Raw genomic sequence first — 24178 nt, forward strand, 5'->3', positions numbered from 1 at the left:
TCTCCTTGATAATAAAACAAAAGTTAAACGTTCTGGTGACTACCCTATCCTATCAGTTACAAGGCCCAGCCGCTCATATTCAGTTACTGAAGCTGGCGATCCCAATGATTTTAGCCAATATCACTACGCCACTCCTAGGACTGGTTGATACGGCGGTAATGGGGCATATGGATTCATCGGCACAACTGGCCGGGGCGTCAATCGGAGCGTTGATCCTGACTCAACTGTACTGGGTGTGCGGTTTTATCCGCATGTCAGCCACCGGCATGAGTGCCCAGGCTAAAGGTGAGAATAACCTTACCGCCATGGCTAAATCCTTTTACCAGACCGCTCTGATAGCCCTGTTGCTGGGGGTATTAATCTGGCTTGGTCAGCAGGTTATTTTGCACACCGGCTTATGGCTGGCAGCGCCAACGGCTGAGGTTGCTCAGTACAGTCGGGAGTATTTCTCTGTTCGCGTATGGGGTGCTCCCGCAGCGTTATTAAATCTGGCCTTGATTGGCTGGTTGGTCGGACAGCAAAAAACAACCAGTGTGCTGATTGTGCAGATAGTGGGGAATCTGCTGAACGCCGGATTGGATATTACGTTGGTCTGGTGGTGGGACTGGGGCGTGAGTGGTGTCGCCCTTGCCAGCGTTGTCGCTGAATATACCATGATGCTGATGGCGGTAGTGATTGCGCTGGGCCAGATTGGCTGGCAAAAACCGCTGCGCGCCTGGTTTGACAAAACCGCCCGCAAATTCCTGATGAAGCTGAACGGCGATATGTTGTTACGGAATCTTGCCTTGCAGGCGTGCCTGGCATTTCTGACCATTCAGGGAGCCCGCTACGGGCAAACGGCAACAGCAGTGAATGCCATTTTAATGCAATTTTTTGTGCTGATTGCGCTGGGGCTGGATGGCATTGCGTATGCTGTTGAGGCTACCGTTGGCGAAGCGGCTGGCGCGAAAAGCCCGCGTGGGGTAATGCGCCAGACTCACAGGGGGCTGTTGTGGTCTGGTGTATTTGCGGTGGGATATGCCCTGGTGTTCTGGGCTTACGGGCCGGATATCATCCGCTTATTAACCGATATCGTGCCTCTGCAAGAGGCTGCTTATCCGTATCTGGGAATGATGACCTTATTACCGCTGCTTGCCCACTGGTGTTTTTTATTTGATGGCGTGTTTGTTGGCTTAACTCATGCCAAAGCGATGCGCGATACCATGATCCTAAGTGCGTTACTGGTATTTTTTCCGGTATGGTATGTTACTCAGGCCCAGGGGAATCCGGCGCTATGGTGGGCATTGCTGGCCTTTCTACTGGCTAGGGGCGTGACCCTCGCCGCCGTTTTTTACTGGCGCAACAGCAAACTGGTGACGCCTGCCAGCGCCTAGCGGTATTTGTTGGGATTAATGTTTTTAGTCAGACGCTGCCACAGCAGGCCCAGATAGCCAGACATTGCCCAGCCAAAGCCGCCGAGCAGAATAGCCAGGCCAGCGTAGTACAGTGGCAAAACCCACCAGGCTCCAATCACCATAACCACAAGCCCCAGTGCAAACACACTGAGGCCCTGAATAAACCGTTGCCAGTGACTAAACGGCAGCATCACGCTGGCTGTTGAGCTTAGTAGTAAGAGTGCTCGCCAGACTGGTGTTCTGTGGCATCGCGTACACCTTTGATTTCGCCGGCAAACTCTTCAAGCATTTGCTTTTCGATGCCTTCTTTCAGGGTTACGTCTACCATTGAACAACCATTACAACCGCCGCCAAACTGCAATACGGCATAACCGTCTTCGGTTACTTCCAACAGCACTACCTGACCGCCATGGTTGGCCAGCTGTGGGTTTACTTCTGACTCAATCATATAGTTGATACGCTCAACCAGCGGCGCATCATCAGCCACTTTGCGGGCTTTGGCATTGGGTGCTTTCAGGGTTAACTGAGAGCCCATCTGGTCGGTAACATAGTCGATTTCGGCGGCTTCTAAGTAAGGCGCGCTTTCTTCGTCAACAACAGCATCGAAGCCATCAAAAGGCAAACGGGTGTCGGAAGGCTCCACCGCATCCGGTGGACAGTAAGAAACACCACATTCGGCACTGGAAGTTCCTGGATTAACGACGAAAACACGAATATTGGTGCCTTCTTCCTGTTTTGCCAGCAACTTAACAAAATGCCCCTGGGCCTCTTTTGATATTGAGATCATTGTAGAGTCCTGCATAATCATTAACTAACGCATATAATAACAAATTAACCTGAGTAAAACAGTCAGGTATTGAATAAATATATTATGCCGTACTTACTGGTTTCAATACCATCTGATAAAACTAATTATGGTGTCCGTAAAATGCTATCAGCGCCAATCACGACAAAATCTAACTCTCCCCGTTCTTGTTTCACTATTATCTGTCATCTGCTGCTAGGCCTTTTTGCGCTTTGCGCAAGTAGCGTTGCGCTGGCACAGGGTAAAACCGCCGCGCAATATTTGCCTGCCGATGTCAAACTCGATCCGGCCATCCCCACGCCAGAATCTGTGATCGGCTTTAAGGTAGGGGACTGGCATATTCGCCACGACTTACTGGTAAATTATATGCGTCGTTTAGCTGACGCCTCAGACCGGGTTAGCCTGGAAGTCACCGGCTACACCCATGAACAGCGGCCGCTGTTGTTACTCACCATTACTGCGCCAGAAAATCGCAGCAAGCTGCCAGACTGGCAAGCGGCTCATATTGCACAGGTGCAGCAGGGTAAAAAGCCAGGCAGTGATGCCCCGCTGTTTTTTTACATGGGTTACAGCGTGCATGGCAATGAGCCATCGGGGGCAAATGCCTCTTTGTTAGTGGCTTACTATCTTGCTGCCTCACAGGATGAGCGGGTCACTCGTTTATTAAAAGAAAACGTGGTGCTGCTGGATCCGTCATACAACCCGGATGGTCTGTCCCGGTTTGCACAGTGGGCAAATATGCATAAAGGTCAGGTGTTATCGTCGGACCCCGCAGACCGTGAGCATACCGAAGGCTGGCCTAACGGACGTACAAACCATTACTGGTTTGATTTAAACCGTGACTGGTTAATGATGGTTCACCCGGAATCCCGCGCCCGCATTACCCGGTTTCAGCAGTGGCGACCGCATATACTGACCGATTTTCACGAAATGGGTACCGACAGCAGCTATTTCTTTCAGCCCGGCGTCCCCAGCCGCAAAAACCCTTTTACACCAGAAGGAAACGTACGACTAACCAATGCCTTGGCTGAGTATTATGTAAAGGCGTTTGACCAGCAGAAACAGCTATACTTCAGTCAGGAAGGGTTTGACGATTTTTACTATGGCAAGGGCTCGTCTTATCCCGACGCCCAGGGCAGCATCGGAGTGCTGTTTGAGCAGGCCAGCAGTCGCGGCCACCTGCAGGATTCCATCAATGGTCCACTGGCCTTTGCCAAAACAATTCAGAATCAGTTTACTATGTCAGTCGCGGTGTTCGACGGTGCCATGGCAAACAAGGCGGCCATTCTCGATTATCAGCAGAATTTTTATAAGGAAACCGAAGAGTTAGCCAGTCAGGATGACCATGCTGCTTATTTGCTGCACGAACCCCTGGATGCCTGGCGACTCGAACAAGCCCGCTGGGTTCTGGCCCAGCACAATATTGCTTATCAGGTTGCGACGCAGGATCTTGAGGTTAATGATACTACTTACGCCGCCGGACAAACCTTGGTAGTACCTTTGGCACAGCCCCAGTACCGTTTGGTTAAAGCGTTATTCTCGACCCAGCAAAAATTTGTCGATAATACCTTCTATGATGTGTCTAACTTTAACCTGCCGCTGGCTTTTGATTTAGACTTTGCGCCAATGAGCAGCCGCGAGCTGCGCCGGGCAAAACTTGCTTCGGCCACCGCTGTGGCCAAACCAACCATTACCGCAGTTCAGCAAAACGCCTATGCCTATGCGTTTGAATGGCACCACTACAAAGCGCCCGCGTTGTTACAACGCCTGAGTGCGGCCAACGTGCAGACCCGCATAGCAACCAAAGCCTTTACCGCTAAAACTGCCAGTGGCGATAAGGCTTTTGCGGCGGGTACGATTGTAATTCCGCAAGGTGTACCACAACCATCGCAGTTAACTGTGTTGTTAAATCAGGCGGCACAGGATAGCGGTGTCCCGCTGTTATCCATTACCAGTGGTTTTACCCAACAGGGTATTGATATTGGCAGCCGCAGCATGGTGCCGGTCACCGCGCCTAAGGTGTTGTTGGTTGGTGGTGAAGGCGTAAGTCAGTATGAGGCCGGGGAAGTCTGGCACTACCTGGATACCCAGGTTGGCATGCCGGTTACCCTGGTAGAGCAGCAGCGTTTAGCCCGCATCGATCTGAATAACTATACCCACATTCTGTTCGTGGGTGGGCGTTACGATTTATCCGGTAAGCTGGCAGATACTATTTCAGACTGGGTAAGAGCGGGGGGCACTCTGGTGGGGCAAACCTCAGCTCTGCGACTGTTTAGCCAGTATAAGTGGCTGGATGTTAAGCTCACTTCTCGTGAGGATGTCGCGGAGTTATTCAGCGAAAAAAGCTTAACCTTTGGTGAGCGCGCTGCGCACAATGCACAGCAGTTAGTGGCAGGTGCTGTGTATCAGGCCAATATTGATATCTCCCACCCGCTATATTATGGCTTTGATAAGTCTACCTTAAACCTGTTTAAAACCAGTAATATGATGGCCAGTAGCAGTGCCTCACCACTGGTCGTGCCGGGGCGTTACAGCGAGTCTCCGTTAGTTGCAGGATTTAGTGCCGACGTACTGGCCGAAGAAATTGCAGGCTCTGTTGCTACCATGGCGCAGCCTATGGGCAAAGGGCGGGTGATTGGCTTTATCGACGACCCACAGTTCAGAGGGTTTTGGTACGGCACCAATAAGCTTATGAGTAATGCGTTATTTATGGCCAATGCCATCAACTAAACCTCTAGGGCAGATTAAACTGGTACCCGGCCTGCAGAATATGTGGGTCGGGTTTTACCGGCGTAATGGCCATCGCCCACACCACAATTTCAGTTTCTGGTGATGCTTTATGCAGCATTTTGCTAAGGGTAGCAATGGTCGCACCGGTGGTAACCACATCGTCAATAATTGCTACCCGGCGTGGCAATGGTGCCTGATTTAACTGATAAGCCTGCTTAAGATTACGCAGGCGCGCCTGTCTCCCCAGCGATTGCTGACTGGCCTGCCAGCCCCGACGTCGCGCCCAGTTTGCCGATACCTCAATATTAAGCGCTTTACCCAGAGCGTGGGCCAGCAATAAAGTTTGATGATACTGGCGCTGGCCATATCGCCAGGGGCTGACCGGTACCGGCAGTAAACAGTCTGGTAAAGGCTGGCTGGTGACCTGGGTATAGCGTAAAAACCACGGCACCAGAATACTGGCAAGTTTAGGGTGGCCATATTTAAACCGGCGAACCAGATGATCAAGCGGCCACTGAAAATAACTCAATGCCACAAGCTGTTGATACTTACCCGGGGTCAGCCCTTGTTTTATGGCGGGCCAGTTAAGCAGGTTATGGCCAGCTTTGGCGCAGTTAAAGAATAAGCAGTCTTGCTCGCAAGTGGGGCAAACCGAGGCTGCGGAAGGCTGCTGACACAGATAACAAAGGCCCTGTGGCAGGTATTTCGTCGCGAGACTTAGCGATTCCAGACATTTCTTTATTGGGCTTTTTAAAATGCTCATGTAAACTTTTGCTACGTTTTAAGGGGAAGTGATCGCGTGGTTGACAATAACACTAATGCAGGCCTTAAAAGCCTGTCTCAGGGAGCGGGAAAAGCACTGGTTTTACTCCATGGCTGGGGTATGAACAGCGCGGTTTTTAGTGAATTCTTACCTTTTTTAGCCGACGAGCTGCACATTACCCGTGTTTGCCTGCCCGGCTTTGGTCAAAACAGCGACCAGTTGCCTGAAGATTACTCCATAGAAAATCTGGCGGCGCTGGTTAATGAATCCCTGCCTGAAGGGGCAATTGTCGCTGGCTGGTCACTGGGTGGTTTAGTGGCGCAACAACTGGCACTTAGCTATCCGGAAAAAGTGGCCGGGTTAATCACTATGGCGTCTTCGCCCTGTTTTGTATCTAAAGGCTGCTGGAAAGGCATAGAGCCGGAAATATTGCAGGGATTTCAGCGCCAGCTGGCCCGTGACTACGAAAAAACCCTGGACCGTTTTCTGGCGATTCAGGCCATGGGCAGCGCTACTGCCAAACAAGACGTTAAAGCGATTCGTCAGCAGCTTAGTGAGCTGCCGTCGCCAGCAGAGGAAGCGCTGGCTGCCGGACTTTCGTTGCTTGAAACTGTCGATCTGCGCGGCATGATTGGCCGCACCAGTCAGCCTACACTCCGGCTCTACGGCCGCCTGGATAGTCTGGTACCAACCAGCAGTATCGATCGTATCCACGAGTTGCATCCCCGTGCAGACACCGTGGTAATGCCCCATGCGGCGCATGCTCCGTTTATTTCGCACCCCCGGCAAACCGCCGATATCATGCTGAATTTTATAAACAATATGACCCGTGTTTAGGGTCATAGCCGTTACAGCACTCACTGGCCTGGCATTTTTGGCTATCACCCCTTTATTGGCAAGGGCTGTGTAACGTTTTATCAACACCTCTACTGCAACAGCAGGCTTTCCTTTTAGCGCTTTTTGGTTAATAATTAACCATGAGAGTGTGGGGGTAGTGTATGGCAATTAGCAATAACGTAAATTCGGCGATTATTGCGGGTCAGTTTGGTTTGCAGCAATCCTTTGATGGCATGACTCAGTCAGCCTTAAACATTGCGCAGCGAACGGCTCAGCAGGATGTCGCGCAAAATGGTCCGGGTGATCTGTTGGCCAGTGCATCGCTGCGTGGCTTATCTACCGTTTCTGATTTACTGCCATCAGGTGGTGATAGTCTCACGTCTGATTTACTTTCAATGCAGCTGTATTCTATGAATGCGCTGGCTTCTGCCAAGGTTATCGATGTAGCCAACGACACTGTTGGTAAGATCATCGATACCATTGCCTGAGCAGCGGATAACCCCCAATGAATATCGTCACGCCAATCCCAACGTCCTTCGCAATCCCCACTGCGAACCTCAGTGTGGAAGCTGCCCGGCGTGACAACCTCGTAAGAGATACTATCCCCCAGCCCGCCGATGCCAAACAAGGCAGTGCCGAACAGGGACTGGGTTCTGAATCTGATAAACTAAAGTCGTCGGTTAAGGGCAACCAGCCGCTTACCTACGAACGTCTGCAAAACAATCAGGGCGGCGCTCAGACAGCGGCTGAGTCTGACCAACAGTTTAATAACGCTAACGAAGAAAGTGCGGGTAAAGATGATGCCCGTGATCGTCAGCAGCAACAGTCTGAGCAGCGTCAGATTGATATGTTGCAGCAGCGCGATCAGGAAGTCAGAGCGCATGAACAGGCCCATGCCAGTATCGGCGGTCAGTACGCTGGCTCGCCGCAGTACGAATTTCAGCGCGGACCCGATGGTCAGCGTTATGCCGTGGAAGGCCAGGTATCCATAGACGTATCTACCGAGAATACACCGCAGCAGACGATTCGTAAAATGCAGCAGGTGCGCGCCGCAGCACTGGCACCCGCTGAGCCTTCCCCGCAGGATTTACAGGTGGCGGCAGAAGCTTCGCGGATTGCGTTTGAAGCCCGAAATAAGCTGGCGGATGAGCGCAGTGAAGCGACTGCTGCGCCAGCAGATGAGGCGCAAACGAGCACCGCGCGGGTACAGGTGCCAACCCTCGAAGAAATTGTGGCAAATAATCAGCCACAAATCCCTACCCGTAAACTGGATGAACTGGCGGTAGAAGATGACGACCGCTACAGCCAAAGCAGTGGCCGCCGCTCGCTGCAAATCGATACACAGCAAATGCAGCAGCGTAATGCTGTCATCGCTTCGTTTTATAAAAACGTGAGCACGCCGTTTGAGGGAGGCTTCAGCGCTTCGGCCTGATTAGCGGCTGCCAGATAACCAAAAAGCCCCGTTTGAACGGGGCTTTTGCTTATTAGTAAAGACTACCGCGTTGCTTAGTTTTTCTTGGCTTTAGCAAAGGCGTCGGCAAAGGCATTACCCATGGCGGCATTCGCCGGTGCTTGTTGGCGCGGTGCCGGGCGGTTCTGGTTGCGGCTGTTGTTGCCTTTCCCTTTGCCACCCTGTGGTTTGGCCGTGCTGCCTTTGGTTTGTGGGGCCGGGGTGTCATCCAGACGCATGGTGAAGGAGATTCGCTTGCGCTCGACATCGACTTCCAGCACCTTAACCTTAACGATATCGCCGGCTTTAACGACTTCGCGGGGGTCAGAAATAAATTTATTAGTCAGGGCCGAAATATGCACCAGACCGTCCTGATGAACACCCACATCTACAAAGGCACCAAAGTTAGCTACATTACTTACCACGCCTTCGAGGATCATCCCCGGTTTTAAATCAGCCAGTGTTTCCACTCCCTCTTTAAACGCGGCGGTTTTAAACTCAGGACGCGGATCGCGACCAGGTTTGTCTAACTCTTTAAGAATGTCTTTAACGGTAGGGACACCAAAATCGTCACTGACAAAGTCTTCCGGATTCAGCTTGCGCAGCAAATCGGTGTTACCAATAAGATCATTCACAGCGACATCGGTACGGTTAACAATACTGTCGACCACCGGGTAAGCTTCAGGGTGAACCGCGGAGCTGTCCAGCGGGTTAGTGCCATTTACAATGCGCAGGAATCCGGCGGCCTGTTCAAACGCTTTTGGCCCCAGGCGTTCAACAGATTTTAAATCCTGACGACGGGCAAATGCGCCATTCGCGTCACGATAGTTAACGATATTCTGCGCCAGGGTTTTGTTTAGTCCGGAGACGTAGCTGAGCAGTGCCGGTGACGCGGTATTCAGGTCTACTCCAACCGCGTTTACACAGTCCTCAATGACCTGATCCAGTGATTTACCTAACAGGCTTTGGCTCACGTCATGCTGATACTGACCAACACCAATGGCCTTGGGCTCAATTTTTACCAATTCGGCCAGCGGATCCTGCAACCGGCGGGCAATAGAGACCGCCCCCCGTAATGATACATCCAGCTCCGGCAATTCTTTAGAAGCCAGTTCAGATGCCGAATACACCGAAGCACCCGCTTCGCTGACCATGATTTTCTGAACGTTCAGTTCAGGTGTCTGCTTGATCATTTCTGCCACCAGCTTGTCAGTTTCGCGTGAGCCGGTACCGTTACCGATACTGATAAGCTCTACCTTATGCTGCTTACACAGATTAGCCAGCGTGCGCTGGGATTTGTCCCATTGATTCTGCGGTGCGTGTGGGAAAATCGTTGTGGTACCTACCACCTTACCGGTTTTATCCACAATCGCGACCTTAACCCCGGTGCGTAAGCCCGGGTCCAGACCCATGGTGACTTTTGCACCAGCCGGGGCTGCCATCAGCAGGTCATTAAGATTTTTGGCAAAAACGTTGATCGCTTCTTCTTCGGCTTTTTCGCGTAACTGCCCAAACAACTCAGTTTCCATGTGCAGAGCAATTTTGATTTTCCAGGTCCAGGTGACTACCTGAGCCAGCCACATATCTGCCGGGCGGCCCTGGTTGCGTAGCTCGAAATGCCCGGCAATGATTTGTTCACAATAAGACGCCTGGCCTGGCGAGTCTTCCTGACCCGGATCGGCAATCATCTGAATGTGCAGCATGTTTTCGTTACGACCGCGGAACATTGCCAGCGCGCGGTGTGAGGGTACTGATGCGAGTTTTTCAGAATGGTCAAAGTAGTCGCTGTATTTTACGGCGGCTTTTTCCTGACCTTCTACCACGCGGCTGCGAATAAAGGCATTGTCGTTAAGGTAACGACGAATTTTGGCCAGCAGACCGGCGTCTTCGGCAAACCGTTCCATCAGGATATAGCGGGCGCCTTCCAGAGCCGCTTTAGTATCGGCAACGCCGTTGTCGGCATTAACAAAGGCAGCAGCTTCGGCTTCCGGATCCAGTGTCGGGTTACCAAACAGCGCAGCGGCCAATGGCTCAAGGCCAGCTTCAATAGCGATCTGGCCCTTGGTACGGCGGCGAGGTTTGTACGGCAGATATAAATCTTCCAGCGTGGTTTTGTTATCGGCGGCCCGAATTTGCTGTTCGAGTTCCGGCGTTAGTTTTTCCTGTTCGCCGATGGATTTCAAAATCACCTGACGGCGATCTTCTAATTCACGCAGATAGCCCAACCGCTGATCGAGGTTACGTAACTGGGTATCATCAAGACCCTGGGTCACTTCTTTACGATAACGCGCAATAAAAGGTACGGTTGCACCCTCGTCGAGCAGTTTAACGGCAGCCTCAACCTGAGCAGGTTTAACGGCGAGTTCGTTGGCAATGGTATTTATTATCATCATGTATGAGATTCAGGCAGTAGTGAATGTAATGATTGGAAGTGTCCCTTCCTACCTACTATTGAGTTGCAATCGACAAGCGTAACCACGCTTTTTTATGGGCACAGAGTATAGCACCTCTGCTGACGGTGTCACATGGCTTTGCAATGAGAAATGAAGATTCTGGGCAGGCGCTGAAAAGCGCTGTTACACCGCAGTGTAACAGCTGTTTTCATTACCCGGTTGCGGCTGCTGAACAGTCAGGTTCTGCTCACCTTCGGCAGGGCTTTTGGGCAGGGCAATCAGCCATTTACGCAGATCGCGAACAACGGTGTACTGACAGGTATCGTCAACTTGCGACGCTCTTATCACCTTGTTCTTGCCTTGCTTTTGGATTTTATAGGTTTTCATGGTGCCGCCAGCGGTGGGATAGTAGCCGGTGGCTGCTCGTTTAGCCATATCCAGAGCTGTCGTTAGCAATCCACTGAGATGCTGTGCCAACAGCTGTTTATTACCGTTACGAAGCTCGGTTTTTTCGGTTTCGTTAAGCGGTTTGCCATAAACCTGGATCAGGTTTTTGTATTTATCCGGCCTTTTTTTGCTGCCCTTGGGATCCGTTACCCAGATAACCATTTTAAGGCTTAAACGGGATAAATCCTGGGCACTAAAAAAGATTGGTTTTACCTGTAGTGCCTCAGCAGGCATTTCGTCTGTGGCAAGCCAGGCTGACTGGGCTTCAGGCATGAGTTCGGTAACCGACATGGCGCCCGCATTATCCAGCAGTGGCAAAATTCGCTGATTAGCCTGTTGCTGCATGGCGGCCAGCTTTTCTTCCCGTTGCGAGGAGACTAAAGAGCTGTGAATGCCAATCTGCGCGACCATGGCCAGTAGTCCGGCAGCGCCGGAGCCACCCTGATACAAAACCGACGAATCCCCAACGGTATTGTCATTTTCGTAAGTGGCCCGTAGATCGACCTGCTCAGGGTCGACCAGGACCATGCGAAACGACTCGGTGCTAAATGGCGCGGCATTGTCGCTATTAACGTGACGGGCATAGTCATCACGGTATGGCGTGGTGCTGGAGCACCCCGCCATCGCCAATAACACCAACAGTGCAATTAACCGGTTCATAACGCGACCTGTTAAATAGCGTCAGCGAGTTTTTGTTTTACGTTTTCTACCGCCTGGTAGTAAGCGTGGGTTACGCCAGGAAACGTGGTTGGCTCATCCCATTCGCCTTCAGGCTGCACTTTTTCGTCAATGACCAGGTACTGAATATAAGCGTTGGTTTTTAAATCAATGGTAGATAATAAGCCACGAACATAGCCTTGTGGGTCACCATTGGGTACATAGCCACTAAAGCTTCTGAACGCGCCGTGTTCCTGCATTTCCAGCAGTACCAGTACATCGGCATTGAGTGATTCAGCCAACGGACGGAAATCCTTAGGCGCAAAACCATGTTCGCCCTTGAATTTTTTCAGCTTGCTGACTTCGGTGTTCAGCGTTACCAGGCTGATGTTACTGTTATGCTGGCGATATTCGCTAATGACAACGTCACGAATCGCTTCGAGTTCGGTGGCATCAACGGTAGACTCCAGATGGGTGTCCAGAGAGCTGGTTAAACCTGCTGCAACGCCGTAGCAAAGTAAACAGCTGGCGCCATAAATGTGCGTTGTACCTTTAGCATCTTCCGGTCCGACATAAGCAAATACCACACGCTTATCGGCACCTACGTTGTTGGTTTGCAGAGGGACAGTAGGCTGTGGTGTACTTCCGCAGGCGGCAAGTAAAAGTGTTAAGGCGGAAACCAGGGCGATTTTGATATTGCGGCTGTTAAAGCTCATTATTGTTATTCCATTTACGTCAAAAGGAGCATCAATATAGCGGTAAACAATAGCCGCTGTCATCGCTTTTTTCTGCACAATTAGTATAGATTTTATAAGGTTAAGAGTGTTGGCAGATTCCCGTTGGCGTTACGGTTATTTGCCGATACAATCCGGCAATACTTTCTTTGCCCGGTTATCTGTTAGAAAGGAACACTACTTGCGAACTGATCTGGTTACCCGCGAAGGGTACGACAAATTGCGTGATGAGCTGAATTACCTCTGGCGTGAGTACCGTCCGGAGATCACCGCCAAGGTAACCTGGGCTGCCAGCCTGGGCGATCGCTCTGAGAATGCCGATTACAAAGAGAATAAGCGGCTGCTGCGTAAGATTGACTCGCGAATTCGTTTTTTGCGTAAGCGCCTGGAAACGTTAAAAGTGGTGGACTTTGCGCCCGAACAGGAGGGCAGGGTGTTCTTTGGTGCATGGGTAGAGATAGAAAACGATGATGGCGACACTAAGTCCTTTCGGATTGTAGGCCCCGATGAGATTTATGACCGCAAGGATTATATTTCTATCGACTCGCCCATGGCGCGCGCACTGCTCAAAAAAGAACAAGACGACCAGGTAGATGTAAAAACACCGGAAGGGATTAAAGTGTGGTACATCAACCGTATTTCCTACCAGCCGCTTTAGTCCCGTCTTCACACTAGCACCCCCGGCTCAACACCCCATTGGCGAAAAATTAAACTATTGGTTAATGAGTGTTTTTCGCTGCACAAACTACGCTTATTACGTAATTGTCTTTTGATGTTTTCCGTGGATTCTGTAGTTTAGAGGGCGATGTATTTGTGTCTTTGATGCTTAAAATTTATTTTCCATTCCTGCTGTTAAATGCCGGCACTTTTTCGATCTTGTTGCTGTGGCTGAATTTCCCCCTGACTGCGGATAAAGCAAGTTGGGTAAACTGGGGCGCAGCGATAAGCCTGGCACTGTTTAATCTGGCCTGCCTGCATTTTTATCGCATGTCCGCTTTCAACCCCAATACCCAGCTTAAAAAGCAGCTGGAAAATGGCGGGGATACGGACTCGTCTGCGCTATCCGATGTGGGCGAAGCGGCTATTGACGAGCTCGTTTCGCGTCATAACACCCTGATAAACCAGCTGCGCGAAAGCCGCGAGACCTCGGAGTTAAACCGAAAACAAAACAAACATCTGTTGGAAAGGCATAGCTCCAGCGAAGCGAAATCCAAGGCCCTGCTGAACTCCTCACTGGATGCTATTGTTACAGCCAATCGCGATGGCGTTATTGTCGATTTTAATAGCCACGCAGAGGCCATTTTCGGCTGGCAGAAAGCAGAAATTGTCGGCAAACAACTTAGTGAAATCATTATTCCACAACGTTTCAGGTCAATGCATGATGCCGCTATGGCAAAATTTGACAAAAACAAGGAAAGTAAAGTTTTAAACAAACGCATTGAGCTGGTAGCTCTGCACAAGGAGGGGCATGAGTTCTTTATCGAAATAGCCATTTGTACGGTTGATGATGGTGAAGCTTTATTCTTTGCTGCGTTTATACGCGATATCTCGGAGCAAAAGCGTCTGCATATGGAATCCTTGCTGGCCAGCTGCGTATTTAATATCAATATCCCAATGTTTGTCACCGACCACGAAGCACACATTATAAAAGCCAATGATGCATTTAAAGCAACATTGGGCTACCCCAGTACCCTGCCAGAAGACTTTAAAGCCACCCGATTATTTTTTGATAACGATAAATCCGTACGCAGAGAAATGTGGACGGCGCTCGATGAAAAGGGCAGTTGGTCGCAGGAGGTGACTATCATAAAGGCCGATGGTTCGCATTTTCCGGCTTTAGCTCATGTGTCGGTAATTCCTGGGGAGGACCCGAACAGCAACCGTTATGTTTGCGAGTTAAAAGATATCAGCGAAAGTAAAGAGTATGAAAACAAATTAAAAGATGCCCGGGAACTGGCCGAGCAGGCCAGTGAAGCCAAAGGGCGTTTTTTAGCCACCATGAGTCACGAAATACGCACGCCAATGAATGCTGTGCTGGGGATCCTGGAGCTACTGGAAGAAGATAACGTGCATCCGGAACAGCTCAAACTGATTCATCTGGCCATGTCGTCGGGCACACAGTTGCTGGAGATTATCAACAGTATTCTGGACTTATCGCGGATGAACTCCGGTAACTTTACTATCTCGCCCAAGCCTTTTAGTACCGAAGCGTTGATAGAAAGTACCAGGGGTATTATGCAAACCGCTGTGAGCGAGAAGAACCTGTCGTTGCTTTTTCAAACTTCGCCGGCGTTACCCGGGTTTGCCGTAGGCGATTTTACCCGCATTCGTCAAATCCTGATAAACCTGATTGATAACGCCGTAAAATTTACTGACAAAGGCAGCATTGCGGTAACCTTGTCTGCGGTGGCGATGGAGGGGGATGAATTTGAATTGCTTTGCGATGTCACCGACACTGGTATTGGTATTGACGAAGCGTTTAAATCGCAGTTGTTTGACGAGTTTACCATGGCCGATAACTCATCATCCCGACAACGCTCCGGTGCCGGATTGGGTCTGAGCATTTGCATGAATCTGGTAAAAAAAATGCACGGTCAGCTATCGGCGCAGAATAACCGTAATGGCACAGGTGCGAGGTTTTCCTTTAGTATCCGCCTGAGCCACTGTACCGAGGAAGAAATCGCCGCCCTCCGCACCGTTAAGAAAAACGATAATCTGAATATCTACCCCGGGATCCGTATTCTGGTAGCCGAGGATAATGAATCAAATCGCCTGATAGTCGAAAACCAACTGCTTAAAGAAGATATTCAGCTAATATTTGCCGAAAATGGTAAGCAAGCGGTTGAGATAAGTCAGCAGCAGCCTTTTGATGTGATATTAATGGATATTTCCATGCCAGAGATGGATGGTCTGGAAGCAACCCGGCGGATTATTTCTGCGCAGGGAATTAATGCACAAACCCCTATTATCGCCCTGACAGCGCATTCGATGGAGAACGAGATCAACCGCTTTAAAGTAGCCGGTATGTGCGATCACTTAAGTAAGCCCTGCACCAAGAAATGCCTGTTCGAAAAAATTAATTACTGGTCGCAGGGTAATCAGTCTGACGATTTACTTCATCAGGAGCAAGAGCCGGAAACGGTCGTTACCCACACCGTATCAGCGGTTCCCACACAGGATGAAAGCGCTTATTTACAGTACAAACTGTTTGATACCGAGGTGCTCAACCGCTTGATTTACGACACCAGCCGGGAAGTTGTGCCGAAGCTTCTAACGGTATACATCAGCGAAACTCGTAAGATTTTGCAACAAGTGGTGCAAGCCAGGGATAACGGTGATTTGAAAAAAATCGAATTTGCCGCACATAGTGTTAAAAGTTCGTCTGCTTCTCACGCTAACCTGCGTTTGCATGCCATTGCCAAAGATATAGAGCGCCGTTGTATTGAGGGAGACGAGGAGTGGGTGTTTGCAATGGTTGCTGAGTTTGAGCGCATCGCTGAGGCATCGTTGCAGGTTTCAGAGCAAGTGCTGGAAGAGATGACCGCAACAGGCCTGGAACAGTCAGAGATAACGACGCCGGTCAGATAGACCGGGTCGTGCTCTGTTTTGGGTAATTAACGCAGTAGCCTGTGGGCTTGTTCGTAGGTGTCAGTCATAGCAAAGGCTGTTGCTAACCCGGCAGCGCTCAAACGTTGACGAAAAGCCGCGTTGGCACCCAGCATTACCAATTGCTGGTGGTGCTGCTGGCAATGCTTTGCCAAACAGACCAGCTGCGCCAGACCGCGGTTGTCTATATCAGTAACTCTGGAGATATCCAGCAGCAGCGGGCGCCCCTGTGAAGCAGCCGAAATTGCACTGATATCAATTGGCCTGGTGTCCTGGGCATAAATGGTGCCGGTAATGGTAATGTGAAAAATACCCGCCCGGCTCTGATAATGCACTGCGTTACTTTCTTGATTGTCACCAATCAGAAATAATATTTTTTCGAAAGATGAGAACACCTTAAACTGGAACATGTCATACACGCGGAATGATTTAAGCTGCCTGATTAACTGCGGGTTGTTCAGCCCTGACACGTAAACCTGCTGATGGTTGTTGGTAGAGTGGCGAAACATCTGCAAAAACAAGTGTTCGGTACCGGGTTCAAAGTATTTAGCATCGGTAAAATCGAGCAATAACGGCCGCTGTTGATTGAGCATCTGGGTAATGAAAATGGCGTTCCGTTCAACCCAGTCTGTGGTGATTTCTTCAGGCAGGCAAATCAGATGATAATGGTCTGCGCTTAATGCACAAATATCCGGGTATGCAATATCCTGATCAAGGATGTCCAAAGCTGCGTTGGCCTGCTCATTTGCCGCTGCATTACCGTGCTGACGAGCGCCTGGCCGACTGTTTAACAGCATAGGTGTGGTCATTATCGCGAGCTTGGCAATGCCTGTAAGGTAACGTCCTATCAGGCGCTTGGGGTCCTGGGTGATGCGATAGATCCACTCCAGCCCACTGGCCTGCATCCAGCGCGGTGCACGGTTTACCGAGCCAACAATAAATTCAAAGGTACCCCCAATGCCAAGAGACACCGGTACGTTTAGCTTGTGTTTATTGCGTTGAAACCAAATTTCCTGCTTGGGATTACCAAAGCCAATAAACAAAATATCTGGCCGGGCCTGATTAATAGCATCGACAATTTGCTGGTCGTTGGCTTCATTATCGATATTAACGCCTTCGGTGGTGACAAAAGGTGAGTTAACGCCGGCGACGGTTAGGCCGGGATACTGCGATTTTAATTTGTCAGCAGCCTGCAAGGCGATTTGTTCGCGGCCGCCCAACAAGTACACCGAAGCATTTTCCTGTGCAGCCCGCAGACAGAGTGCCGGGACCAAATCGGCTCCTGTGACCCGCTGTTTAAGTGATCGGCCCAGCAATTTGCTTAACCATACCAACGGCATACCGTCGGCGGTAACAATATCGGCGTTGCGCAAAATATCCAGTAGCTCCGGGTGCCTGGGCAACTGACCTGGTAGCCAGGCATGGGCGTTAACCAGAAAGTCGACATTCACCGTCGCGACAAAACTGGGGCGCTGGGTTAACGGGTACTGTTTTATCAACTCAAAGACCGCGTCGGTAGTTTCCTCCAGCGTCAGGTTATCAATGGGAATGCCAAGGATAGGCGTGTAGTTATCCTTGATAACAGACCTGGATAATGAGGCCGGAGCGGCGGCTGCCGGAGGTGAAAAAAATGCTTTACTGGTCATGGGGTACCTGCCTGTTCTTCGTAAAAAGTAAGTTCAGGAAAATCTCAGGCGCTGACACTCAGCGCGGCTGACTCATTTGGATGCACCACAAAAATCCTGGTCATCCGGGTTATCTCAAACACCATCAGTGCCTGGGCGGATAGTCCGCAGATAGCAAAATCCGTATTTTGCTCCTTGGCCTGGCGAAATAAAAAGACCAGTAATCCCAGGCCTGTTGAGTCAACAAATTCGACCCCCTGCAGATTGATCAGTATGGCGCTGTGCCGCGACCAGATGGCCTCCTTTACCTGGTTGGATAAGGTCTCAACGGCGCTGCCATCGAGTTTGCCAGTGAGTCGTAACACCACGGTATCGTCAATTACCACTTGTGAAATATTCATAGTCTTGCCTCGTTTTTCCGGTTAGTGAAACTGAACCCTGCAATGCATAACCGGGTTACCCAGTTAAGCAAAATGAGCAGGTTGCGCGGACGCTTGCAGTGATTCAGGTAATAAAGATCTTCAACGTAATGGGTTTCCTCAGCCAGCGCAGCAGGTTGACTCTCATGCAGCGTAATAACGCCGGGTCGCTTATTTTGTAATTCAAATGCCCATTGAGGAATTGGCTGGCTGGTGGATGAGGGCAGACCTATGCCCACCAGATGCAGATTGCCCTTTACCACTTCGGTCAGCCACGGCAGTTTATTAAAGCGATGATTGCCACTGGTAAACTGCATTAGCGCCAGCGTTTGATGCCTGGGTTGACCAGTAAAACTCATCCCTTGTGGGATAAAGCCGGTTGCGTGCTTAAACACCGGGCGTCGACGCAAACACTGGAGCGCAGCGTGGGTCAACATAGCCGGCAAAAATACGGCCATTAAAGCCAGTGCAGTGATGCGTTCGAGTACGGATACCGAATTGGCAGCGCTGTTGGTCCAGCCCAGGATGCTTGGGTCGTTTATCCAGGTAAATGTACCGGCTTGTAATGAGAAGACCGAAGCGCCGTCGATAACCACATTGCTGAGGTTAGACTGTGCACCCACATAGGTGTTATCCAGTATCAGGGTGTTTTCCAGTTCGCAGCCGTCTTCGATAATGACGCAGGCACCTATAACCACATTATTTTTTATTTTGACGTTTCTGCCCAGATAACTGTTCTGGCCGATTTTGACGGGGCCCTGCATATTCACGCCGGGTTTAACCTGGATGCCGGTTTCCATAAAAATGCCGGGTTCGACTTCAAATCCGCTGGGCAACGGGTCGAAGGTTTGCCCGTGCAAAATGGCGTTATTCACCTGCCAAAGACTGCTAACACTATCGATGCGCTTAAAAAACTCAGCGGTCAGTGGGATGCAAAGCTTTTCCTGGCCCGCTTCGCTGGCTTTCGGTAGCAGGTAAGCTAAGGGGTATTGCCCGGTTCCCGCAGTAAAAGGCACGGTGGCTTCACTGACCTGATGACTCAGTAAAATCGACAGGTTATCTGTAGGGATGGCATTTAAACAAGCAACTAACTGAGGCCCTGCTGCGGCAATATGCGCTACAGCGTCTTCATTGGACATGTGCTCGGTAAGTGCATGAACCTCGATAGACAGGCCCCAGCGAGAGCCGTTGCCCACAAAGTCACGCAGCGCTTGCGGGAAATCCCGCACACCGATACTTACCGAGGTAAAGCCCATCAGGCTGATATGTTCCAGCCACAGCTGAATAATCGGCTTACCGGCAACTGGCAGCAAGGCCAGCGAGCGGCGCACCAGCAGCGGCTGTAAAGCCGGTAAATCAGTCGGTTCAATTAAAACCGCCAGAGAGTAACTGTTCAGTGGCGTTTGCATCAGTAGGCTCCTTTACCAAGTAGCACGGCAGGAATGGTTTTCAGCAGAATACGTAAATCGGTCCATAGGCTTTGGCTTTGGATATAGGCCACATCCAGTTTTACCTGACCGGCAAAATCAATCTCTGAACGCCCGCTGACCTGCCAGATACAGGTAATGCCTGGCGCTACATAGAGTCGTTTGCGATCAGATAAGCTGTACTGAGCGACTTCACTGAGTGTAGGCGGACGAGGGCCAACCAGGGACATATCACCGCGCAGCACATTAAACAGCTGTGGTAGTTCATCAATGGAAAATTTTCTGATAAAGCGGCCAACACGGGTGATGCGGGGATCCCGTTTCATCTTAAAAATGACGCCGGCTGAAGATTCGTTCTGATCCAGCAGGGCCGCTTTTTCGCTTTCGGCTTTGACTACCATGGAGCGAAACTTAAACATGGTGAAAGGCTTGCCAAAGCGACCGGCTCGCAGCTGAGTAAAAATTACCGGGCCCGGCGCATCCACGTAGATAGCAATAGCAGTAAGTGCATAAACAGGCAGCAACAGAACAATTGCAGCCAGACTTAACACGATATCCAGACCGCGTTTTACTGCCCGGGAAGACTGAATTACAAAACGCCAAAGCGCCCGTTTGTAGTGGATACGCAAGTTTCTGACCACACGTCTCACAAAACTATGGTGAGCTTTGTACTGCTCAATGAACTTCTGTTCAGCCAGCCACTGAGTATCGCCATCGGTTTGTGGCGACCCCGTATTGCTGTAGTTGACATCTTTGGGCATGACGATTCCCGGTTATTTACGACTAGGAGGTGCTGAGCAATTATTAAACCAATGTCGTAAAATCCTTTTGAATCATGTGTATATGATTATTTTTTGACGCTGGAACAGCCAGGGGACACGCACTTTGCTGCGCAATTCGCATTTTGCAAAATGCGAATTGCAACTAGCGATTGCGAATGCTGGCAGAAAGAACTGTGTCCAGTCCGGTGGGCTTACGGCGCATCAGCCACGCTTCGGCTAGCCCCAGCATAAAAAAGCCGGCCCAGCATAAGCCGAAAGCCTGCTGTACCAGGTTTCCACTCACCAGTGCCTGGTGATTCTGGTGTTGCCACAGTAACGCCAGCAAGCCTGCCACCAGAGCGGGAGGTACGGCATAAATGGTATTGCGACCCAGTCGGTACCAGCGCATGCTGGAAGGGTTGCCCTGACAGACGCTAAAGCAAAGCAGGAAGACTGCGAGATGACCAGCCCCGGCCAGCGCCAGCGCGGCAAAGAAAAAATCCAGTAAAAAGTAGTCGTAGCGGGCTTTACCGGTTAAGGCTTCCGTAGCTGTCACAATCATCAGGAATAAGCCCAGTCGCACCAGTACTTCAACGCCAATTAACACCGTAAATGGCAGATTAGACAGCTCATTGCCGGTTTGCCGGGCTTTGTGTTTAAGCTCGTACAGCCGCGGCGGGCCAATCAGCAGAACATAGCCGCAAAGCCACAATAATCGGGCGACAACCGGTTTCATATATTATCTCCTCAAACAAGGTTTAGCTGCTGATCGGGGTACGTTAACGCAACAATAACAGCCTGTTTAATCAAGCTATTCAATTAGTGCGCCAGTGTTCGTAATTGCATTTTGCTAATGCATTTTCATTTTGCTTGCATAGTCGTGGTCATATTCTTCCGTTTAATGCGTAAGTGCATGAAAAATAAAGGCTAATTTCTGTGGCATGGTGGTTGCTATCTTGCTCGTTACGACAAGTAATAACGTGCAAAAGGTAACAATGTGAAGATGTCCAAGCGCAATATATTGGTCACGCCGACCTTTAAAGATGACTTACAGCGATGTGAGAGGCTGGTCGCTACGGCTCAGTGCTATTTATCCGGCTACGAAAAGCACTACCTGATTATTGATGAGAAAGAGTGGTCGCTGTTTGCACACCTGGCCAGTGCAAAAGTGGTGTTAATGACCAAGGAATCACTGCTGCCGTACCGCAATATTAATCTGCCGGTGTTACGTAAATGGTGGTGGGGGAAAAAGACACTGCCTGTCAGAGGCTGGATTTTTCAGCAGCTGTGCAAGTTTGCGATCGCCGAAAAAGTAGATTGTGATGCCATCGTTTTTGCTGATTCTGATGTTGAATTTATCCGCCCCTTTAATCTCAATCAGCTCTGGCGGGGCGATAAGTTGCGCTTATCAGTCAAACTACGCGGCCCGGTATTACAAACCGATCGCCGGTATCTCAACTGGTATTCACTGGCGGCCAGATTGTTTGGTATCACCAGTCAAAAAAACATTAAACATGGTTATATTGCACAGCTGAATGCCTTTCGGCGTGATACCTGCCTGGCGTTGCTTGACCATATTGCTGTGACTGCCTGGAAACCCTGGCATCGTGCCCTCGCCCGTGAGCTCGATCTATCGGAATTCATTTTGTATGGCGCTTTTGTCGAACACGTACAGCAAGGTAACGGGCACTGGCAGGATTTTAAGCAACTCACCCATAGTTCATGGTTTTACGATATTCACTCTGCCGACGATGTGCAGGCATACCTGAATCACCTCGATAAAGAACATGTTGCCGTGCATGTGCAGTCCAATCTTGGCTTCAGCCCCGAACAATATCAGCGCTGGATAGCAAACATTTCTCATCGTGCGCCGGAGGCCGTATGAAAAAGTCCCTCCTCATGATTTCTATAGAGCTGCCTTATCCGCCTACCAGTGGGGGCAGAATGAAAAGCTGGAACATGCTGAAGTTTTTGTCCCGTCATTTTGATGTGGGACTGGCGTGCCCGCTGAAATATGGTCGCGATAAATTAAGCGAATTTCAGCAGCAGTTGCCACTGTCGGTGTTTTTGTCTGATGAGGTTCAGCGTCCACGCTCGCTGGGCGTGCTGCTTAAGAGTTACCTGCAAGGCATGCCAATTAACGTTTACCGGTCGCGCTCGGAGCAACTGGTAGCAAAGGTCGCCCGTATTGCTCATCACTACGACATTATTTTACTGGATCACTACGAAGCCTATCAGTATGTTCCCCGCGATTACAAAGGACGGGTTATTTTCCATACCCACAATGCGACATACCTGATGTGGGAACGTTTTGCCACGTCCTGCTCCAACCTGTTGCATCGTATCGCGTCTGCCCTGGAGGCCGTGCGGGTGAAACAATACGAACAGCGCACGACGCAACAGGCTAATCTGGTTTTTGCTGCGCCAAATGACATCGATAGCCTGGTGAAGATAGGCACGGTTAAAGAGAAATGCCGGGTAACCTATCATTTGGGCGACGATTCCCAGTTGGATTTACCCTCGTTGCAGTATGAAGACACAGAAAAAGCCTTGCTCTACGTAGGAACCTTAAACTGGGAAGCCAATGTGGACGGACTGTTGTGGTTTTTGCAGGACGTCTGGCCACAACTCAAAGCGATTCATCCGGACCTGCAATTTTATGTGGTCGGGGCTAACCCTGACGAGCGTTTAGTGCAACTGGTCAGCGAGTCGGATGGGGTAGAACTGGTGGGATTTGTTGATGATCTGGAAACCTATTTTACCCGTGCCCGGGTGTTTGTTTCGCCACTGCGCTTTGGCTCCGGAATCAAAGTTAAAGTGCTCAACGCAATGAGCCGCGGCTTGCCTGTCGTTACTACATCGGTGGGGGCAGAAGGTCTCGACTTCACCAACCTGCAACACCTGGCCGTTACTGACTGTGCTCAGCAAATGGTGGCTTATACCGATTTGATCTTACGGGACAAACATCAGTGGCAGCAAATGGAACAATGCTCTCGTGCATTAATCGCCAGTCAGTACACCTGGAATAAAGTACTGGGGAGCATGGTCACTGAGATAAACCAGTGTATTGGGGGGCACAATGAAGCAGTCTGAACAGCCAAAAGTAAGAATCGTCATTCTTAACTGGAATGGCTGGCGGGATACCGTCGAATGTCTCGAATCGGTGTTTAAGCTCAACTATCCTAATTTTCAGGTGATCGTTTGTGATAATGACTCCAGTGATGACTCGGTGAAAAATATCGTGGACTGGACACGCGGGGTTTTGCCAGTTGTGCCGGGGCGTTGTCATCCCCTGCCTCATTTGATTATTCCGCCAGTTGCTAAACCACTGTCCTACCAATGTTACAACCGGGAAGACGTTGACAACGGCGTGTGTGATGAAAGTCCACTGGTTATTATTCAGACTCAGGGGAATCTGGGCTTTGCCGGCGGCAACAATGTCGGGATCCGCTTTGCGATGCAGCAAGGTTGTGATTATGTCTGGCTGTTAAATAACGATACCGTGGTTGAGGCCGACGCGTTATGCCAAATGGTAAAGCATTCTTCAGCACTCAGGGCCAGGGGCATTAAAAACACCTGCGGCAGCAGCGTTCATTTCTATGACGATCCGAATGTGATTCAAGCGCTGGGCGGTGCGAGCTTTAACCGCTGGACCGGCATTGCGTCGCAAACCCTGGGCCGTTTTTTAAAGCGTGGTGACAACATTGATCATGGCCGCTATCAGCAACGCCTGGATTACATTACGGGGTGTTCGTGGCTGATCCCGGAAGACTTTTTAACCCAAATCGGCTTGATGGAAGAGAAGTATTTTCTGTATTACGAAGAGATCGACTGGGTGCTGCGCAGCAAGCAACATTATGCGCTGACCTATGCACCAGAATCACTGGTGTATCATAAGGAAGGCAGTAGTATCGGTTCGAAAACCCTTAATCGTCCGGCCTCCATGTTGTCAGACTTTTATCTGGCCAGAAATAAGTTTCTGCTGGCGAAAAAGTTTACGCCCTGGGCCTTGCCTGTGGTGTATTTATCTACCTTGCTCCAGGTATTCAACCGGGTTAAACAGGGCTACCTGAAAAAAGCGCTGCTGCTAACCAAAGTGATGCTGGGCAAGCAACACTACCCCTGACCTG

Annotated in this window: 21 protein-coding genes; 10 read left to right on the forward strand and 11 right to left on the reverse strand. The window is 50.3% G+C overall.

Features of this window, described 5'->3' with window-relative positions; genetic code table 11:
* Nucleotides 1-104 precede the first annotated feature (104 nt).
* A complete protein-coding gene (locus BFC17_RS15600) occupies nt 105-1373 on the forward strand; it encodes an MATE family efflux transporter (RefSeq protein WP_083271829.1) in 1269 nt (422 codons plus the stop codon).
* On the opposite strand, the gene BFC17_RS15605 is transcribed toward BFC17_RS15600, so the two are convergent.
* Together BFC17_RS15605 and nfuA are read right to left on the reverse strand one after the other, a co-directional pair.
* The gene (locus tag BFC17_RS15605) at nt 1370-1585 is read right to left on the reverse strand and encodes a hypothetical protein (RefSeq protein ID WP_070177424.1); all 216 of its coding nucleotides are present in this window, start codon (nt 1583-1585) and stop codon (nt 1370-1372) included. The genes BFC17_RS15600 and BFC17_RS15605 overlap by 4 nt on opposite strands.
* A 17-nt stretch (nt 1586-1602) precedes the next feature.
* Nucleotides 1603-2181: a Fe-S biogenesis protein NfuA gene (gene nfuA / locus BFC17_RS15610; protein ID WP_070177425.1), complete on the reverse strand. Its 579-nt coding sequence runs from the start codon at nt 2179-2181 to the stop codon at nt 1603-1605.
* Between the two features lie 141 nt (nt 2182-2322).
* On the opposite strand from nfuA, the gene BFC17_RS15615 reads away from it, so the two are divergent.
* On the forward strand, nt 2323-4929 hold the full coding sequence (locus BFC17_RS15615) for a M14 metallopeptidase family protein (RefSeq protein WP_083271830.1): 2607 nt from the start codon (nt 2323-2325) through the stop codon (nt 4927-4929).
* Nucleotides 4930-4933: 4 nt separating this feature from the next.
* Here the strand turns inward: BFC17_RS15615 and BFC17_RS15620 are convergent, their stop codons facing one another.
* The gene (locus tag BFC17_RS15620; protein ID WP_070177426.1) at nt 4934-5692 is read right to left on the reverse strand and encodes a ComF family protein; all 759 of its coding nucleotides are present in this window, start codon (nt 5690-5692) and stop codon (nt 4934-4936) included.
* A gap of 36 nt (nt 5693-5728) precedes the next feature.
* On the opposite strand from BFC17_RS15620, the gene bioH reads away from it, so the two are divergent.
* The 3 genes from bioH (at nt 5729) to BFC17_RS15635 (ending at nt 7961) form a co-directional block, all read left to right on the forward strand.
* Nucleotides 5729-6529, forward strand: a complete 801-nt coding sequence (gene bioH / locus BFC17_RS15625; protein ID WP_083271773.1) for a pimeloyl-ACP methyl ester esterase BioH — start codon at nt 5729-5731, stop codon at nt 6527-6529.
* 161 nt (nt 6530-6690) lie between these two features.
* The gene (locus tag BFC17_RS15630) at nt 6691-7017 is read left to right on the forward strand and encodes a hypothetical protein (RefSeq protein WP_070177427.1); all 327 of its coding nucleotides are present in this window, start codon (nt 6691-6693) and stop codon (nt 7015-7017) included.
* Nucleotides 7018-7034: 17 nt separating this feature from the next.
* Complete coding sequence (locus BFC17_RS15635; protein WP_070177428.1) at nt 7035-7961, forward strand: putative metalloprotease CJM1_0395 family protein; 927 nt, start codon at nt 7035-7037, stop codon at nt 7959-7961.
* A gap of 74 nt (nt 7962-8035) precedes the next feature.
* Here the strand turns inward: BFC17_RS15635 and BFC17_RS15640 are convergent, their stop codons facing one another.
* The 3 genes from BFC17_RS15640 to BFC17_RS15650 form a co-directional block, all read right to left on the reverse strand.
* Complete coding sequence (locus BFC17_RS15640; protein ID WP_070177952.1) at nt 8036-10369, reverse strand: Tex family protein; 2334 nt, start codon at nt 10367-10369, stop codon at nt 8036-8038.
* 186 nt (nt 10370-10555) lie between these two features.
* Nucleotides 10556-11479: a hypothetical protein gene (locus BFC17_RS15645; protein ID WP_070177429.1), complete on the reverse strand. Its 924-nt coding sequence runs from the start codon at nt 11477-11479 to the stop codon at nt 10556-10558.
* Nucleotides 11480-11490: 11 nt separating this feature from the next.
* Nucleotides 11491-12192 (reverse strand): hypothetical protein, encoded by a 702-nt coding sequence (locus BFC17_RS15650; protein WP_070177953.1) that lies wholly within the window; start codon nt 12190-12192, stop codon nt 11491-11493.
* A gap of 199 nt (nt 12193-12391) precedes the next feature.
* On the opposite strand from BFC17_RS15650, the gene greB reads away from it, so the two are divergent.
* Together greB and BFC17_RS15660 are read left to right on the forward strand one after the other, a co-directional pair.
* Nucleotides 12392-12868 (forward strand): transcription elongation factor GreB, encoded by a 477-nt coding sequence (gene greB, locus BFC17_RS15655; protein WP_070177430.1) that lies wholly within the window; start codon nt 12392-12394, stop codon nt 12866-12868.
* A 164-nt stretch (nt 12869-13032) separates the two neighbouring features.
* Nucleotides 13033-15798 (forward strand): PAS domain-containing hybrid sensor histidine kinase/response regulator, encoded by a 2766-nt coding sequence (locus tag BFC17_RS15660; RefSeq protein ID WP_070177431.1) that lies wholly within the window; start codon nt 13033-13035, stop codon nt 15796-15798.
* Nucleotides 15799-15824: 26 nt separating this feature from the next.
* Here BFC17_RS15660 and BFC17_RS15665 read toward each other — a convergent pair whose 3' ends face one another.
* From BFC17_RS15665 to BFC17_RS15685, 5 genes are all read right to left on the reverse strand, one after another.
* Nucleotides 15825-17462, reverse strand: a complete 1638-nt coding sequence (locus BFC17_RS15665) for a WecB/TagA/CpsF family glycosyltransferase (RefSeq protein WP_070177432.1) — start codon at nt 17460-17462, stop codon at nt 15825-15827.
* Between the two features lie 44 nt (nt 17463-17506).
* Nucleotides 17507-17842, reverse strand: coding sequence for an STAS domain-containing protein (locus tag BFC17_RS15670; protein ID WP_070177433.1), 336 nt, complete (start codon nt 17840-17842; stop codon nt 17507-17509).
* Nucleotides 17839-19269 (reverse strand): glycosyltransferase, encoded by a 1431-nt coding sequence (locus BFC17_RS15675; protein ID WP_070177434.1) that lies wholly within the window; start codon nt 19267-19269, stop codon nt 17839-17841. Before BFC17_RS15675 ends, BFC17_RS15670 begins: the two co-directional genes overlap by 4 nt.
* Nucleotides 19269-20048, reverse strand: a complete 780-nt coding sequence (locus tag BFC17_RS15680) for a sugar transferase (RefSeq protein WP_083271774.1) — start codon at nt 20046-20048, stop codon at nt 19269-19271. The genes BFC17_RS15675 and BFC17_RS15680 overlap by 1 nt, the downstream gene beginning before the upstream one ends.
* 163 nt (nt 20049-20211) lie before the next feature.
* Nucleotides 20212-20784: a hypothetical protein gene (locus tag BFC17_RS15685; RefSeq protein ID WP_070177435.1), complete on the reverse strand. Its 573-nt coding sequence runs from the start codon at nt 20782-20784 to the stop codon at nt 20212-20214.
* Nucleotides 20785-21051: 267 nt separating this feature from the next.
* Between BFC17_RS15685 and BFC17_RS15690 the strand changes: the two genes are divergently transcribed.
* Genes BFC17_RS15690 through BFC17_RS22610 form a run of 3 tightly spaced genes read left to right on the forward strand, consistent with a single transcriptional unit; the run spans nt 21052 to nt 24174 of the window.
* Nucleotides 21052-21933: a DUF6492 family protein gene (locus BFC17_RS15690; protein WP_070177436.1), complete on the forward strand. Its 882-nt coding sequence runs from the start codon at nt 21052-21054 to the stop codon at nt 21931-21933.
* Nucleotides 21930-23141: a glycosyltransferase gene (locus BFC17_RS15695; RefSeq protein WP_070177437.1), complete on the forward strand. Its 1212-nt coding sequence runs from the start codon at nt 21930-21932 to the stop codon at nt 23139-23141. Before BFC17_RS15690 ends, BFC17_RS15695 begins: the two co-directional genes overlap by 4 nt.
* A complete protein-coding gene (locus BFC17_RS22610) occupies nt 23128-24174 on the forward strand; it encodes a glycosyltransferase family 2 protein (RefSeq protein ID WP_070177438.1) in 1047 nt (348 codons plus the stop codon). The genes BFC17_RS15695 and BFC17_RS22610 overlap by 14 nt, the downstream gene beginning before the upstream one ends.
* The last annotated feature ends 4 nt before the right edge of the window (nt 24175-24178 follow it).

Origin of the sequence: Marisediminitalea lipolytica (assembly GCF_001758465.1) — a bacterium.
In the GTDB taxonomy this organism is placed as follows: Bacteria; Pseudomonadota; Gammaproteobacteria; order Enterobacterales; family Alteromonadaceae; genus Alteromonas; species Alteromonas lipolytica.

Coding starts and splice junctions, on each gene's coding strand:
- BFC17_RS15620 (WP_070177426.1), bottom strand. CDS start 5,692: ATGAGCATTTTAAAAAGCCCAATAAAGAAATGTCTGGAATCGCTAAGT.
- nfuA (WP_070177425.1), bottom strand. CDS start 2,181: ATGATCTCAATATCAAAAGAGGCCCAGGGGCATTTTGTTAAGTTGCTG.
- BFC17_RS15660 (WP_070177431.1), top strand. CDS start 13,033: ATGCTTAAAATTTATTTTCCATTCCTGCTGTTAAATGCCGGCACTTTT.
- BFC17_RS15630 (WP_070177427.1), top strand. CDS start 6,691: ATGGCAATTAGCAATAACGTAAATTCGGCGATTATTGCGGGTCAGTTT.
- BFC17_RS15685 (WP_070177435.1), bottom strand. CDS start 20,784: ATGAAACCGGTTGTCGCCCGATTATTGTGGCTTTGCGGCTATGTTCTG.
- BFC17_RS15665 (WP_070177432.1), bottom strand. CDS start 17,462: ATGACCAGTAAAGCATTTTTTTCACCTCCGGCAGCCGCCGCTCCGGCC.
- BFC17_RS15605 (WP_070177424.1), bottom strand. CDS start 1,585: ATGCTGCCGTTTAGTCACTGGCAACGGTTTATTCAGGGCCTCAGTGTG.
- BFC17_RS15675 (WP_070177434.1), bottom strand. CDS start 19,269: ATGCAAACGCCACTGAACAGTTACTCTCTGGCGGTTTTAATTGAACCG.
- BFC17_RS15600 (WP_083271829.1), top strand. CDS start 105: ATGATTTTAGCCAATATCACTACGCCACTCCTAGGACTGGTTGATACG.
- BFC17_RS15670 (WP_070177433.1), bottom strand. CDS start 17,842: ATGAATATTTCACAAGTGGTAATTGACGATACCGTGGTGTTACGACTC.
- BFC17_RS15650 (WP_070177953.1), bottom strand. CDS start 12,192: ATGAGCTTTAACAGCCGCAATATCAAAATCGCCCTGGTTTCCGCCTTA.
- BFC17_RS15690 (WP_070177436.1), top strand. CDS start 21,052: ATGTCCAAGCGCAATATATTGGTCACGCCGACCTTTAAAGATGACTTA.
- BFC17_RS15695 (WP_070177437.1), top strand. CDS start 21,930: ATGAAAAAGTCCCTCCTCATGATTTCTATAGAGCTGCCTTATCCGCCT.
- BFC17_RS15680 (WP_083271774.1), bottom strand. CDS start 20,048: ATGCCCAAAGATGTCAACTACAGCAATACGGGGTCGCCACAAACCGAT.
- BFC17_RS15640 (WP_070177952.1), bottom strand. CDS start 10,369: ATGATAATAAATACCATTGCCAACGAACTCGCCGTTAAACCTGCTCAG.
- BFC17_RS15635 (WP_070177428.1), top strand. CDS start 7,035: ATGAATATCGTCACGCCAATCCCAACGTCCTTCGCAATCCCCACTGCG.
- BFC17_RS15645 (WP_070177429.1), bottom strand. CDS start 11,479: ATGAACCGGTTAATTGCACTGTTGGTGTTATTGGCGATGGCGGGGTGC.
- BFC17_RS22610 (WP_070177438.1), top strand. CDS start 23,128: ATGAAGCAGTCTGAACAGCCAAAAGTAAGAATCGTCATTCTTAACTGG.
- BFC17_RS15615 (WP_083271830.1), top strand. CDS start 2,323: ATGCTATCAGCGCCAATCACGACAAAATCTAACTCTCCCCGTTCTTGT.